General features: G+C 72.9%; 11 protein-coding genes. 5 read left to right on the top strand and 6 right to left on the bottom strand.

The window, feature by feature from the left end:
- Window positions 1-79 precede the first annotated feature (79 nt).
- Window positions 80-2077, top strand: coding sequence for an elongation factor G (fusA, locus tag Dsi01nite_RS43560; protein ID WP_239136605.1), 1998 nt, complete (start codon window positions 80-82; stop codon window positions 2075-2077).
- 60 nt (window positions 2078-2137) lie between these two features.
- Here fusA and Dsi01nite_RS43555 read toward each other — a convergent pair whose 3' ends face one another.
- The 4 genes from Dsi01nite_RS43555 to Dsi01nite_RS43540 are packed head-to-tail and all read right to left on the bottom strand — an operon-like array spanning window position 2138 to window position 6306.
- Window positions 2138-2281, bottom strand: a complete 144-nt coding sequence (locus Dsi01nite_RS43555) for a hypothetical protein (protein WP_203852308.1) — start codon at window positions 2279-2281, stop codon at window positions 2138-2140.
- Between the two features lie 58 nt (window positions 2282-2339).
- Window positions 2340-5015 (bottom strand): ABC transporter permease, encoded by a 2676-nt coding sequence (locus Dsi01nite_RS43550; RefSeq protein WP_203852307.1) that lies wholly within the window; start codon window positions 5013-5015, stop codon window positions 2340-2342.
- Window positions 5012-5731: an ABC transporter ATP-binding protein gene (locus Dsi01nite_RS43545; protein WP_203852306.1), complete on the bottom strand. Its 720-nt coding sequence runs from the start codon at window positions 5729-5731 to the stop codon at window positions 5012-5014. The genes Dsi01nite_RS43550 and Dsi01nite_RS43545 overlap by 4 nt, the downstream gene beginning before the upstream one ends.
- Window positions 5728-6306: a PadR family transcriptional regulator gene (locus Dsi01nite_RS43540; protein WP_203852305.1), complete on the bottom strand. Its 579-nt coding sequence runs from the start codon at window positions 6304-6306 to the stop codon at window positions 5728-5730. Before Dsi01nite_RS43540 ends, Dsi01nite_RS43545 begins: the two co-directional genes overlap by 4 nt.
- Before the next feature lie 88 nt (window positions 6307-6394).
- On the opposite strand from Dsi01nite_RS43540, the gene Dsi01nite_RS43535 reads away from it, so the two are divergent.
- Window positions 6395-7207 carry an alpha/beta fold hydrolase gene (locus Dsi01nite_RS43535; protein WP_203852304.1) on the top strand — a complete coding sequence of 271 codons (813 nt, stop codon included), beginning with the start codon at window positions 6395-6397 and terminating at the stop codon, window positions 7205-7207.
- A complete protein-coding gene (locus tag Dsi01nite_RS43530) occupies window positions 7204-7671 on the top strand; it encodes a GNAT family N-acetyltransferase (RefSeq protein ID WP_203852303.1) in 468 nt (155 codons plus the stop codon). The genes Dsi01nite_RS43535 and Dsi01nite_RS43530 overlap by 4 nt, the downstream gene beginning before the upstream one ends.
- 199 nt (window positions 7672-7870) lie before the next feature.
- Here Dsi01nite_RS43530 and Dsi01nite_RS43525 read toward each other — a convergent pair whose 3' ends face one another.
- On the bottom strand, window positions 7871-9892 hold the full coding sequence (locus Dsi01nite_RS43525; RefSeq protein ID WP_203852302.1) for a methyl-accepting chemotaxis protein: 2022 nt from the start codon (window positions 9890-9892) through the stop codon (window positions 7871-7873).
- 144 nt (window positions 9893-10036) lie between these two features.
- Entirely contained in the window at window positions 10037-10993 is a 957-nt protein-coding gene (locus Dsi01nite_RS43520; RefSeq protein WP_203852301.1) for an aldo/keto reductase family protein, read from the bottom strand.
- 102 nt (window positions 10994-11095) lie between these two features.
- Between Dsi01nite_RS43520 and Dsi01nite_RS43515 the strand changes: the two genes are divergently transcribed.
- The gene (locus Dsi01nite_RS43515; RefSeq protein WP_203852300.1) at window positions 11096-11935 is read left to right on the top strand and encodes a helix-turn-helix transcriptional regulator; all 840 of its coding nucleotides are present in this window, start codon (window positions 11096-11098) and stop codon (window positions 11933-11935) included.
- Window positions 11936-12101: 166 nt separating this feature from the next.
- Window positions 12102-13541, top strand: a complete 1440-nt coding sequence (locus Dsi01nite_RS43510; protein WP_373318934.1) for a glycosyl hydrolase family 18 protein — start codon at window positions 12102-12104, stop codon at window positions 13539-13541.
- Window positions 13542-13552: the final 11 nt, after the last annotated feature.

The raw sequence follows: 13552 nt of genomic DNA, 5'->3' as shown, positions 1-13552 counted from the left end.
ACGCGCCCGAAGCGGCGCCGATCAGGCGTGGGGTAATCGCGCTGCCCTGTTCAGACACCACGCTGAAAGGCCGCAGGCCGTGCGCACCCATCACCTGTCCCAGACCCGCAACATCGGCATCCTCGCCCACGTCGACGCCGGCAAGACCACCACCACCGAACGGATCCTGTTCCGCACCGGCGCCACCTACAAGCAGGGCGAGGTCCACGACGGCACCACCGTCACCGACTTCGACGCGCAGGAGCGCAAGCGGGGCATCACGATCTTCGCCGCGGCCGTCAGCTGCACCTGGGACGGCCACCGGATCAACCTCATCGACACCCCCGGGCACGTCGACTTCTCCGCCGAGGTGGAGCGCTCGCTGCGCGTCCTCGACGGTGCCGTCGCCGTGTTCGACGGGGTCGCCGGGGTCGAGCCGCAGAGCGAGTCGGTGTGGCGCCAGGCCGACCTGCACGGTGTGCCGCGCATCGCGTTCGTGAACAAGCTCGACCGCTCCGGCGCCGACCTCGACGCCGCGGTCGCCTCGATCCGGGCCCGGCTGCACGTCACGCCGCTGGTCGTCCAGCTGCCGATCGGCGCCGAGGAGCAGTTCGTGGGCGTGGTCGACCTGGTGACGCGCCGCGCGTACACCTGGGACGAGCAGTCGATGACCGAGGTCGACGTGCCCGATCCGGCCGCGCTGAACGCGCGGCGCCGGGTGCTGGAGGAGGCCGTCGCCGAGCTGCACGCCGGCGCCCTGGAGGAGTTCGTCGCCAACGACGGGCTCAAGGACGCCACGCTGCGCGACGCACTGCGGGAGGTGACCAACAACCGGACCGGCGTGGTCGTGCTGTGCGGCTCCGCGTACAAGAACCGGGGCATCGAACCGTTGCTCGACGCGGTGGTGGCGTACCTGCCGTCGCCGCTGGATGTGCCGCCGGTCCACCCGGACCGCCCGGCGACCCCGGACGCACCGTTCGCCGGCCTGGTCTTCAAGGTGCACGCCGCCACGACCGGGCGCCTCACCTACGTGCGGGTCTACTCCGGCACGATCACGAAGGGAGCCACCGTGCTCGACACCGGCACCGGACGCACCGAACGCGTCAGCCGGATCCTGCACGTCCAGGCGGACCGGCACACGGAGCTGGACGAGGCCGCCGCGGGCGACATCGTCGCGCTGGTGGGCGTCAAGCACGCGAAGGTCGGCAGCACCCTGTGCGCTCCGGATGCGCCGTTGGTGCTGGAGGCCGCCGGCACCGCGGAACCGGTCGTCTCGGTGGCGGTCGAGGCCCTCGTGGCAACGGACACCGACCGGCTGTCGGTCGCCCTGGCCAGGCTCGTCGACGAGGACCCGTCGCTGCGGGTGCGCAGCGACCCGGAGACCGGCCAGACCGTCCTGTCCGGCCTGGGCGAGCTGCACCTGGAGGTGGCGGTGGAGAAGCTGCGGCAGGCGAACGGGCTGACCGTCAACGTCGGCCGGCCCCAGGTCTCCTACCGCGAGACGGTCCTGGCCGGGGTCAGTGGAGTGCTGTACCGGCACGTCAAGCAGGACGGCGGCTCCGGGCAGTACGCGCACGTGCTCATCGACGTCACCACTTCGGATGAGGCGTTCGCGTTCGACTCGGCGGTCGTCGGCGGCCGGGTCCCGAAGGAGTACGTCAAGGCGGTCGAGGCCGGCTGCCGCGACGCGCTGCTCGAAGGCCCGCTCGGCGGTCACCCGGTGACGGGCGTCCACGTGACGCTCGTGGACGGCCAGACCCACTCGAAGGACTCCTCCGAGCTGGCCTTCCGCACCGCCGGCCGGTTCGCGCTGCAGCAGGCGCTGCGGCAGAGCGCCATGGCGGTGCTCGAACCGGTCGCGGAGGTCACCGTGACCGCTCCCGACGACACCGTCGGTGCGGTGCTCGGCGACCTCGCGGCCCGCCGCGGCCGGGTCACCGACTCCACGACCCGGGGTGGCACGGTGGTGGTGACGGCGACGGTGCCGCTCGCGGAGCTGTTCGGCTACGCGACCCGGCTGCGCAGCCGCACCCAGGGCCGGGGCACGTTCACCACCCGGCCGGCCGGCTACCAGCAGGCTCCGGAAGGCACGGCCTGAACGACAGTGGGCGCCCGCCAGGTTCGGCGGGCGCCCACTCTGCTCGTCTGGGTGGCGGCTTCAGCGCGTCATCGTCGAGTACAGGAAGCCGACGATCACCAACACGCCGATCACCCCGAAAAGGATCAACGCACCGGAGCCGCTGGTGCTGGCGCCACCCTCGTCCTGGATCTCGGACGTCTCGGGCTCTTCGTCGGAATTCACGGGATCTCCCACTTCGGACTTGCGGGACATCCTACCGTGACATACCGGCTCCCCGGAGTCAGGCCCTCCGTTCGATCGGCAGCCTGGCCCTGGTGAACAGGGCCGTGCCGAACATCGCGACCAGCGGCACGACCAGGACCGCGACGGCGATGTTCAGCCACGGGATCTGCATCGTGTACAGCGTCTCGCCCGGCCAGGTGCTCCCCGCCACGCGGTTGAGCGAGGCGAGCACCGCCCACCCGGCGCCGACGCCCGCGACGGCGCCCAGCAGCGAACCGAAACCGGCGATCACCCCGGCCTGGCTCAGCGTCAGCCGCCGGCGGACGGCGGGTGAGGCCCCGACCGCGCCGAGGGTCGCCAGGTCCGGCCGGCTGTCGACGGCGGCCAGTCCGGTCGAGATGCCGGCCGCGCCGAGGGCGATGACGGCGGCGACGATCGCCAGCACGAGCAGCTCGACGGTGGCGTCCGGCCGGTACGGGACCGCGACGCCCCCGTGGTAGTAGTTGCCGAGCGCTTCCGTGGCGGCGTTGAAGGCGCCCTCCTCGGCCTGGGTCGGCTGCCTGGTCGTGGCCACGACGATGCCCCTGACCTCGACCACCAGCCCGGCCTTGGCGACCGCCTCCGGCGAGATCGCGAGGAAGAGCCTGGACACGGCGGTGGTGCTGACGTAACCGGGGACGGTGACGGCGTGTTGCACGCCCTCCGGGTCGTCCGGGCTCGGGACGCCGAGCAGGAGCTTGCCGTCCTCGACCAGCTCCGGGTCGGCCACCACGACGCCCCCGGCGCGCAGGGTGGCCTCGGCGCGGGCGAGGTCCTCACCCTGCGCGGCGGAGACGAGCCCGACCGTGGTGCCGTCATCGACGATCGTGGTGGCGTTGCCCGCGTTGCCGGGCATCATGTACATGTCCGCTTGGCAGCGCGGGTCGCGGGCCGCCTTGCGCTCCTCCTCCTTGGTGACGTTTCCGGGACGGAACGGGCACCGCCGGTGCTCCGGCCGCAGCGGGTTCAGCCAGCACCACGCGTCCGGGGCGGCCGGCTGCTTGCACGCCACGCCGCGCAGCTCGACGGTCCGCGACACGGGCAGGGTCGACGTGGCCGCCTCCACGAGGCGCTGGGTGGGCAGCGGGTCGGCCCGCTCGCCCTGATTGCCGACGCCGCGGGTGATCTCGGCGTAGCCGTCCGGCAGCGCGGCGACCTGCATGTCACGCTGCCGCTGGAAGTCGCTGGCGAGGTACACCCCGACCGTCATGGCGCCGAGCACGGCGGCCATCACCGCGGAGATCGCCGGGGCGGTCGAGGAGCGGTTGCGGGCCAGGTCGCGCACGGCGATGCGGGGCGCGAGCGGGAGCCGCCGGCCGAGCCGGGCGATCAGCCCGACGAGCGTCGGCGTGCACACGACCAGGCCCAGCTCGGCCAGGACGAGGCCGGCCATGACGACGGTCGAGTCGATCGCGACGATGCCGTAGCCCGCGGCGGCCGCGCCGGCGCCGAGGGTGCACAGCCCCGCGACGAGCCAGCGACGGCCGGGCCCGGTCCGGTTGCGCCGCCCGGCGAGGGCCGCGACCACATCGGTGCGCGCGGCCGTGAACGCCGGGACCAGCGCCGCGCCGACCCCGGCGACGAAGGCGAGCCCGGCGATGCCGAGCAGGGCCATGGGGAACACCCGGTAGGCGCCGGCCCGGGCGTGGGCGACGTGCTCCTCGAACACGCCCCGCAGCGCGAACGCGAGCGCGATCGCGACGACGGTGCCGATGACACCGGACACCACGCCGAGCAGCACCCCGTCGGCCAGGACGATCCGGCGCAGCTGCGCCGGGGTGCCGCCGTTGGCGGCCACGAGGGCCAGCTCGCGGCGCCGCCGGCGGGCACCGACCGCGAACGCCGGGCCGGCGAGGAGCACGATCTCCAGGACGCCGAGGCCGAAGACGAGGACGCCGAGGCCGAAGACGTTCTGGCTGCTGCTCGGCCAGGTCAGGGCGTCCGGCGGCGGGTCGAGCACGACGACCCGGGACCGCACGATCACGCCGTGCTGGTTGAGCTCACGCACCTGCGCCCAGGTGACCGGGCCGGGCGCGTCGACCAGCCACTCGGTGCTGGAGCTGAGCTCCGGCGCGGGCAGGGTGCCGGGCCGCAGCACGGCGGCGGGTCGCAGCGTGTCGGGGAACTCGATCTCCGCGACGACCCGCGCGCTGCCCTGCCCGGGCAGCTGGACGGTGCCGCCGAGCCGCACGCCGACCAGGTCCATCGCGGCCCTGTTCAGCGCGATCTCGCCGCTGGACGCGGGTGCGGTGCCGCGCCGGACCGAGACCCGGTTGTGGTACGCGACGTCGGCGAGGTCGAGCTGGTGACCGGTGAGCTTCTGCTCGCCGTTGCCTCCGCGCAACCGGATCTCCCGCGTGTCGACCTGGGCCACGCGCGAGCCGGCCGGCAGCAGCGCGAGCAGCCCCTCAGTGGTCGGCGTCGAGGGCTTGCCCCGCTCGACGCTGTCCATGCCGTAGCCGTCGGCGTCCTGCCTGATCTTGCCGTCGGTCACCCAGCGTGCCGAGGCCTCGAAGCTGCCCAGCTCGCGGTCCAGCTGCTCGGACTTGGTGAGGGTGAACATGTCGTACATGACGGCGGCGAACGACAGTCCCAGCACCGGCAGCATGATCAGCGCCAGCACCAGCGCGGTGCGGCCCTTCGCCCGGCGCGCCTCCCGCCGGGCGATCCGCAACGAGACGAGCCAGCCCGTCACGACGAGGCCCCGTCCAGCAGGTGCTCCGGCTCGGCCAGGGGGCCGGACGTGTCCACGACGACGCCGTCGCGCAGGAACACCACCCGGTCGGCCCACGCCGCGTGCCGGGCCTCGTGGGTGACGAGCACCCCGGCGGCGCCGGCGTCGACCTTGGCCCGCAGCAGCCGCAGGACGGCCTCGCCCGTCTGCGAGTCCAGGGCGCCGGTCGGCTCGTCGGCGAGGATGAGCCGCCGCTGCCCGACGAGCGCCCGGGCGATCGCGACCCGCTGCTGCTGGCCGCCCGACATCTCGTCGGGGAAGCGTTGGGCGTACCCCTCCAGATCGACCTCGGCGAGCGACGTCAACGCGGCCCGGCGGGCCCGCCGCACCCCGACGCCGTCCAGCTCCAGGGGCAGCGCGATGTTCTCCGCCGCGGTGAGGCTCGGCAGCAGGTTGAGGTCCTGGAACACGTAGCCGATGCTGTGCCGGCGCAGCACGGCGAGGGCCTTGCGGTTGAGCCCGCCGAGGACGGTGCCCTCGACGGCGACCTCGCCCTGCGTCGGGCCGTCCAGCCCGCCGGCCAGGTTGAGCAGCGTCGACTTGCCAGACCCGGAGGGCCCCATGACCGCGACCAGCTCACCGGGCCGGACGATCATCGACACGCCGCGCAGGGCCAGGACCGTCGCCTCGCCGCTGCCGTGGATGCGGTGCACGTCCCGCAGTTCCAGCACGCTCATGCGGTCTTCTCCTTGTCGTGGACCGTTTCCGGCGCCGTCGCCGGGGGAGGGGTCGGCAGCGGCGCGTGCCGGGCCAGGCTGGCCTCGCAGTGGTCCAGCCACCGCACCTCGGCCTCCGCCTGGAAGATCATGGATTCGAGCACGAGCCGCCAGGACAGGTCCGCCGGGCCTGCCGTGCGTTGCTTCATCCGCGTGTACTCCTGCAGCATCCGCATGGTCGCGGTGCGCTGCGCCTGGATGATGCCGGGCACGTCGACGCCGGGCGTCGTCAGCGCGAGGGCCAGCTTGATCGCCAGCTCGTCCCGGGGTCGGTCGCCGCGGCCGATCGGGGTGGCGAACCACGTGGCGAGCTCCGCACGTCCGGCGTCGGTGATCTCGTACGGTCGCTGCCCCCCGTCGTGCTCCGGCAGCGACCGCACGAGATCGTCGCGTTCGAGCCGCGACAGGGTCGTGTAGACCTGCCCGATGTTCAGCGGCCACGTCCCGCCGGTCGACTCCTCGAACGAGGTCCGCAGCTGGTAGCCGTACATCGTGCCGCGCTGCAGCAGTGCCAGCAGACCGTACTTGATGGACATAGATACGGAGTATGCATACCCGGTATGCGAGGCGCAAGCACCTTGCCCTCGCGGGGTGGGCGACGGTGCGCCGGATAGGGTCGTCTGCATGGGGGATGTTGAGCTGGACGACGGGCGGATGCTGCACACGTACGACACCGGCGGCGGCGATTTCGTGATCCTCTGGCATCACGGCACGCCCAACATCGGTGCGCCGCCCGCCCCGCTCTCCGCCGAGTCGGAGCGGCTCGGCATCCGCTGGATCTCCTACGACCGGCCCGGCTACGGCGGGTCCACCCCGAGCCCGGACCGCACCGTCGCCTCGGCCGCCACCGACGCCGCCGCGGTCGCCGACGCGCACGGCGTGGACCGGTTCGCGGTGATGGGCCACTCCGGCGGCGGCCCGCACGCCCTCGCCTGCGCCGCCCTGCTGCCCGACCGGGTCACCGCCGCCGTGAGCGTGTCGGCGCTCAGCCCGCACACCGCTGACGGCTACTTCGACGGCATGGCGCCGGCGGGGGTCGCCTCGCTGGGCGCCGCCCTCGCCGGCCGCGCGGCCAGGGAGCACCACGCGCTGGCGCCGGGCGACGACGACATCGGTTTCCTTCCCGCCGACTGGGAGGCCCTGTCGTCGGACTGGTCCTGGTTCGGCGGGATCGTGGCCGCGGGGCAGGCGGCCGGCCCGGGCCCGCAGGTCGACGACGACCTGGCGTTCGTGCGCCCGTGGGGCTTCCCCCTCGCCGCCGTGACCGCGCCGGTCCTGCTGCTGCACGGCGCCGCCGACCGCATGGTGCCGAGCGTCCACGCCGCCCGCCTCGCCGCCCAGCTGCCCACCGCCGAGTCCCGGATCATCCCGTCGGAAGGCCACATCACCGTCATGCGCCACGCCGCCGACGCCCTGCGCTGGCTGGTCACCCGATGAGCGACCGCTCCCGCGACGGCTACGACCTGTTCACCGACCCCGCCCGCGTCGACGTCGACGCGGTGCACCGCTGGCTGTCGCAGGAGTCCTACTGGGCCGCCGGCCGGGCCCGCGACCTCGTGGCCCGGTCGATCGCGGGTTCGCTGCCCTACTCCGTGTGGCGCGACGATGCCCAGGTCGCCTTCGCCCGCGTCGTCACCGACGGGGCCACGTTCGCCTGGATCTGCGACGTCTTCGTCGACTCCGGCCACCGCGGTCACGGCCTCGGCCAGTGGCTCATCGACAGCATCGTCGCCGACCTGTCCGCCGATGGCCTGCAACGCTTCCTGCTCGCCACCCGGGACGCCCACGAGGTGTACCGCCGCTCCGGCTTCGGACCCATCGCCGGCCCGAGCCGCTTCATGGAGATCGACCGCCGCCCCACCCGCAACACCATCCTCGCCGCCCTCCCCGACGCCGAGTAGCCCGCCTCCCCGCCGCCGCCCCGCGCCGACCTCGAGGCCGCACGCCTCGATGACAGGTGATGGTTTCGGGGCCGGGGTCACGAATGCTCTACGCGTTGGTCGGCGGGCAGGTGGGGCTCGTCGAAAACACGCACGAGCCGGGGGCCCGTACACGCGAGATGCCAGGACGGCATCGCACCTGTGGAAAACGGCGGGAAGGTCAGTCCTCGCCGAGGAGGGTGGTGATGTAGCGGCCGATGGTGGTGACGGTCTCCGCGGTGGGTTTGACGAACTCGATGCCGACCTCGCCGGCGGTGTCGGTGTCGAGGTGGCGCACGGCGCGGCCCTGCAGGGGGATGCGTTCGCCGCCGAGGAGCAGGGTGAGGTCCAGGACGGTCTCGAGGGCGGGGCGCCAGCCGGACTTCGCCGCGCAGCGCAGGCCGGAGATGCTCAGGTCGAGCAGGTCCGCCTCGGCCTGCTGGGCGCCCTGGCTGAGCAGGACGGTGCCTTCGACGGCGGCGCGGTTGTGGCGGCGGCGTTCGAGGCGGTCGGTGACCTGGGCCAGGCTCTCGATGCGGCTGATCGCGGTGTGGAGCGCGCCGACGAGCTGCTCCACGGAGGCGCGCTGGCGGGCGGCGACCGCGGTGAGCTGGGCGGTGACGTCGCCGACGGCGTTGACGCCCTGGCTCATGTCGGTGATGACGCCGGCCATGGCGGAGGCGTCGGCGCCGAGCGCCTCGACGGTGCTGGTGATCTCGCCGGTGGACTCCTTCGTCTTCGTGGCCAGGTTCTTCACCTCGCCGGCGACGACGCTGAAGCCGCGGCCGGCCTCACCCGCGCGGGCCGCCTCGATGGTGGCGTTGAGGGCGAGGAGGTTGGTCTGCCCGGCGACGCCGGCGATGAGGTTGGCGATGCCGTCGACGCGGCCGAGGCTGGTGGTGACGGCGTTGATGGCGGAGTCGGCGTCGGCGGCACGGTCCACGACGGTGCGGGTGACCCGGTCCGCGGCGGCGGCCTGCTGCTCGATCGCGTCGGCGGCGGCGAGGACGTCGTCGGCCTCCGACATGACGATGCGCAGCTCGGCGAGGGCCGACGCGCTGGTCTCGTCGATGACCTCGCCCGCGCGGCGGCGGACGGTCTGCTCGGCCAGCTGCTGGCGGACGTTCGTCGTCATGAGCTGCGCCTCCTTGGCGAGGCGCTCGTCGGCGAGGCTGCGCTCCTGCTCCTGCAGGGCGTCGAGCATGGCGTCGACGGCCCGCCCGAGCTCGGCGATGTCGTCGGTGCCGGACGGGTTGATGCGCAGCTCGTGGTCGCCGGAGGCGACGATCTGCTCGGTGGTGCGGCGCAGCGGGCCGACCCGCCGGCGCAGCGCCGCCCGCACCGCGAACAACACCCCGACGACGAGCAGCACGGTGGCGACCGCGACGAAGATGAACAGCTTGACCGCGGTCGCGCTGGCGGCGGCGTGGATCGGGCGGGTGGCGACGACCTCGAGCACGACGCTGCCGCCGTTGACGGTGTCGATGACGGCGTCGACCGCGATGTGATCGGCGCCGAGGACCTTCGTGCCGATGCGCAGGTCGCCGAGTTCGCTGTGCAGCGTCGGCTGCGGGTCGGCGCCCTGGCGGGCCTGCGGGGCGAGCCGCAGCGGCAGGTCCAGCGCCGTGCCGAGCCGGGCGACCCGGGCGTCGTCGAGGCGTTTGAGCAGGATCATCCCGCCGGACGGGGCGCCCTCGCCGCTGCTCTGGAACGCGCCGACGCCGCAGAACAGATACGGCGCGTCCGCGGACACGACGCCGCAGCGCGACACGCCGGGATCGGCGCCGGGGTCGAACAGCTGCTTGAGCACCGCCGGGTCCCGCAGCTGCGGGGGAGGGGTGCCGTGGGTCGGTGCGTCGGTCGTCATCCCGCCGACCCGCAGCGTGCCGTCGGCGCCGATGCCGAACATGCCGTCGATGTCGTTCGCGGAGCTCTGCGCCTCGGGCGGGAAGTCGGCGGCGAAGCCGTCCTTGTCGCTGTTGCCGATGTCGTTGTACGCGTTGTCCCACACCGCGTTCGTCGCGCCGAAGGCGGTGAGCAGCTGCGCCTGCGAGTTCAGCCCGATCCGGATGCGGTCCGCGTCCTGAGCGACCTGGCGCGCCTCGAGCTGCTCGAACGCCCCGGTGGTGATCAGCTGCATCACCAGGAACGCGGCGGCAAGCCCGGAGAACCCGCCTGCTACCGGCAAGAGCAGGCGGGACAACCGACGCACGTTGGGACCCACGATGACCAGTTCGGCACCGGAGGTCCGGACCTTATGCGATCAACCGCAGAGAGATCGTGTGTGCGGTCTCGCAGGCCGCGAAGGCGTCGTTGCCGGGTTACGCCGCCTTCGCTGTCCGTCCAGCTACCGCGAGCCGAGGTGCGCCATCATCGGCGCGGGGTAGCGCGAGCCGCGGGCGGAGTCCGCCGGCACCGCGGCCTCGATCGCGGCCAGGTCCTCGGCGGTCAGGGTGACCGGGGTGATCGCCTCGGCGAGCCGCTCGCGGGTCCGCGCGCCGACCAGCGGGACGATGTCGGCGCCCTGCGCGGCGACCCACCCGATCGCCAGCTGCGCGACGGTGACGCCCTTCGCCGACGCGACCCGGCGCAGCGCCTCGACCAGCGCCAGGTTGTGCCCCACGTTCTCGGGCGCGAAGCGCGGGCCGTGCGCCCGGAAGTCGCCGGGCGGCATGGCGCGGTCCGCCCGCCAGTGCCCGGACAGCAGCCCGCGTGACAGCACCCCGTAGGCCGTCATCCCGATGCCGAGCTCCCGCAGCGTGGGCAGCACGTCGTCCTCGACCCCGCGGGAGAGCAGCGAATACTCGATCTGCAGGTCGGCGATCGGGTGTACGGCGTGGGCCCGGCGGATGACGTCGGCGCCGACCTCGGACAGCCCGATCTTCCGGATGTATCCGTCTTTGACGAGGTCGGACAGCGCGCCGATGGTCTCCTCGATGGGCACCGCCGGGTCCAGGCGGGCCGGGCGGTACACGTCGATGTGGTCGACGCCGAGCCGGACCAGGGTGTACCCGAGGAAGTTGCGGATCGCGGCCGGCCGCGTGTCCATGCCGCCCCACGCGTTGTCCGGGCCGCGCAGCGCGCCGAACTTCACGCTCAGCTCGACCTTGTCCCGGTCGCCGGGCCGCAGGGCGTCGCGGATGAGCAGCTCGTTGTGGCCCATGCCGTAGAAGTCGCCGGTGTCGATCAGGGTCACGCCGGCGTCGATCGCGGCGTGGATGGTGGCGATGCTCTCGGCGCGGTCCGACGGGCCGTACATGCCCGACATGCCCATCGCGCCGAGGCCGATGATGGTGTTCTGCATGCCTCGACAGTGCCCCCGACGCGGCGGCGGTGGCAGCGGAGCGCTCTTCGTAGGAGCGGCGGTCCCTGGCTGCGCCCGGGCCGGAAGCGCGACGATGGGCGCATGCAACGTGACGACCTCGCCGACTTCCTGCGCCGCCGCCGGCTCGCGATCCGCCCCGCGGACGTCGGGCTGGCCGAGGGCCCCCGCCGGCGCACGGCGGGGCTGCGCCGCGAGGAGGTCGCGCTGCTGGCCGGCATGTCCACCGACTACGTCGTGCGCCTGGAGCAGGGCCGCAGCGCGCAGCCGTCGGTGCAGATGCTGTCGGCCCTGGCCCGGGCGTTGCGGCTGTCCGAGGACGAGCGCGACCACCTGTTCCACCTGGCGGGGCAGCAGCCGCCGCGGGCCGCCGGCGGGGTCACCCACGCGCGGCCGGGGCTGCTGCGGATGCTCGACCTGCTCGGCGACACGCCGGCCACGATCGGGTCGGACCTGGGGGAGACCCTCGCCCAGAACCGGATGGCGATGCTGCTGCTGGGCGACCAGACCCGGTTGCGGGGTGACCTGCGCTTCCACGTGTGGCGCTGGTTCATGGACGCGGACTGGCGCGCGGTGTATCCGGCCGAGGACGCCGAGCACCACAGCCGCGTCACGGTGGCGGATCTGCGGGCCACCGCCGCCCGCCGGCATGGCGACGCCGACGTCGACGGTCTGGTGCGGCGGCTGCTGGCGGCGAGCCCGGAGTTCGCGGCGGTGTGGGGCGAGCACGAGGTGAAGGTCCGCCGCTCGGACCGCAAGCGCATCGTCAACCGGCAGGTCGGCGTCGTCCACGTCGACTGCGAGACCCTGGTGACCCCGGACCAGCGGCAGAAGCTGCTGGTCCTCACGCCGCAGCCCGGCACGGACGCGGCGGAGAAGCTGGCGTTGCTCTCGGTGGTCGGATTGCAACATTTCAGTGTGTGAATACCCGCTGGTATCGACTTTCTTCGAGACTTGCATTGACATCCGATAGTTAACTTTCCTATCGTTTCAGCCACCTGTCATCGTGCCGGTGGCACCGCTTCTCGATTGGTCCCGGGCATCCCACCCTGCCCGTACGCCGCCGGCCGACCATCCGAAGGAGCACCCGTTGTCCTCCTCTCAGCCGGAATCCGGGGCCGCCCGCCCCGGACGCCACCGGGCCAGGCGCTCGGCGTTCGCCGCCGGGGCCATCGCCCTCGCCACCGCCGCCGTCGGGGGCATCGTCGCCCTCGCCAGCCAGCCCGCCGCCGACGCCGCGACCCTGCCCAACGGGTTCAAGAGCGTCGGCTACATGCCGTCGTGGGCGGGCAGCGCCAACGCCATCCAGTACAGCAAGCTGACCCACATCAACTACGCGTTCGTGCTGCCCAACAGCAACGGCAGCCTGCAGGGCCTCGACAACCCGTCGAAGCTGCAGTCGATCGTGTCCCTCGGCCACGCCGCCGGGGTCAAGGTCTCCATCGCCGTCGGCGGCTGGAACGACGGCAACGACTCCGGCTTCGAAGGCCTCGCCGGCAACGCGACCGCCCGGACCGCGTTCGTCAACAACATCGTGAACCTGGTCAACCAGTACAACCTCGACGGTGTCGACATCGACTGGGAGTACCCCGACCCGGGCACGTCCGGCAACAACTACACCGCGCTGATGTCGCAGCTGAGCACCGCCATGCACAGCCGCGGCAAGCTGCTCACCGCCGCCGTCGTCTCCGAGGGCGGCACGGCCAACGGCGTCCAGCCGGCCGTGTTCGGCTACGTCGACTGGCTCAACATCATGGCCTACGACGGCGGCAGCCCGCACGCCAACTACGACTGGTCCATCGCCGCCGTCAACTTCTGGAAGGGCCGCGGCCTGCCCGCGTCCAAGGCGGTCCTCGGCGTGCCGTTCTACTCGCGGCCCGGGTACTTCACCTACGTCGACCTGGTGAACCGCGACCCGGCCAACGCCAACCGCGACTGCACCACGATCAACGGCGTCCAGGAGTGCTACAACGGCCTGCCGACGATCCGTCGCAAGACCACCTGGGCCATGGCCAACGCCGGCGGCATCATGAACTGGGAGCTGTCCCAGGACGCCTCCGGCGCCAACTCCCTCGTGAGCGCCATCTACACCACGGCGACCGGCGGCACCCAGCCGACCAACAACCCGACGACGAACAACCCCGGCGGGCGCACCGGCCGCATCACCGGCATCGCCGGCAAGTGCGTCGACGTGGCCGCCGCCTCCACCGCCAACGGCACCGCCGTGCAGATCTACACCTGCAACGGCACCAACGCCCAGACGTGGACCGTCGGCGGCGACGGCACCCTGCGCGCCCTCGGCAAGTGCATGGACGTCACCAGCGCCGGCACCGCCAACGGCACGAAGATCCAGCTGTGGGACTGCAACGGCTCAGGCGCCCAGGTCTGGCAGGCCCAGTCCAACGGCACCCTGCTCAACCCCGTGTCCAACAAGTGCCTCGACGTGACCGGCAACGTCTCCACCGACGGCGCCCGGCTGCAGATCTGGGACTGCTTCGCCGGCGCGAACCAGCGCTGGGTCCTTCCCTAACACCGCGTCGG

The organism is Dactylosporangium siamense, assembly GCF_016862795.1.
Taxonomy (GTDB): Bacteria; Actinomycetota; Actinomycetes; order Mycobacteriales; family Micromonosporaceae; genus Dactylosporangium; species Dactylosporangium siamense.
Note: the sequence above shows the minus strand (reverse complement) of the source record. Positions and strands in the feature narration are given on the sequence as shown.

Excerpts from the sequence above, each read along its gene's own strand:
- Dsi01nite_RS43545 (WP_203852306.1), bottom strand. The coding sequence starts at position 5,731 with ATGAGCGTGCTGGAACTGCGGGACGTGCACCGCATCCACGGCAGCGGC.
- Dsi01nite_RS43540 (WP_203852305.1), bottom strand. The coding sequence starts at position 6,306 with ATGTCCATCAAGTACGGTCTGCTGGCACTGCTGCAGCGCGGCACGATG.
- Dsi01nite_RS43535 (WP_203852304.1), top strand. The coding sequence starts at position 6,395 with ATGGGGGATGTTGAGCTGGACGACGGGCGGATGCTGCACACGTACGAC.
- Dsi01nite_RS43530 (WP_203852303.1), top strand. The coding sequence starts at position 7,204 with ATGAGCGACCGCTCCCGCGACGGCTACGACCTGTTCACCGACCCCGCC.
- Dsi01nite_RS43520 (WP_203852301.1), bottom strand. The coding sequence starts at position 10,993 with ATGCAGAACACCATCATCGGCCTCGGCGCGATGGGCATGTCGGGCATG.
- Dsi01nite_RS43515 (WP_203852300.1), top strand. The coding sequence starts at position 11,096 with ATGCAACGTGACGACCTCGCCGACTTCCTGCGCCGCCGCCGGCTCGCG.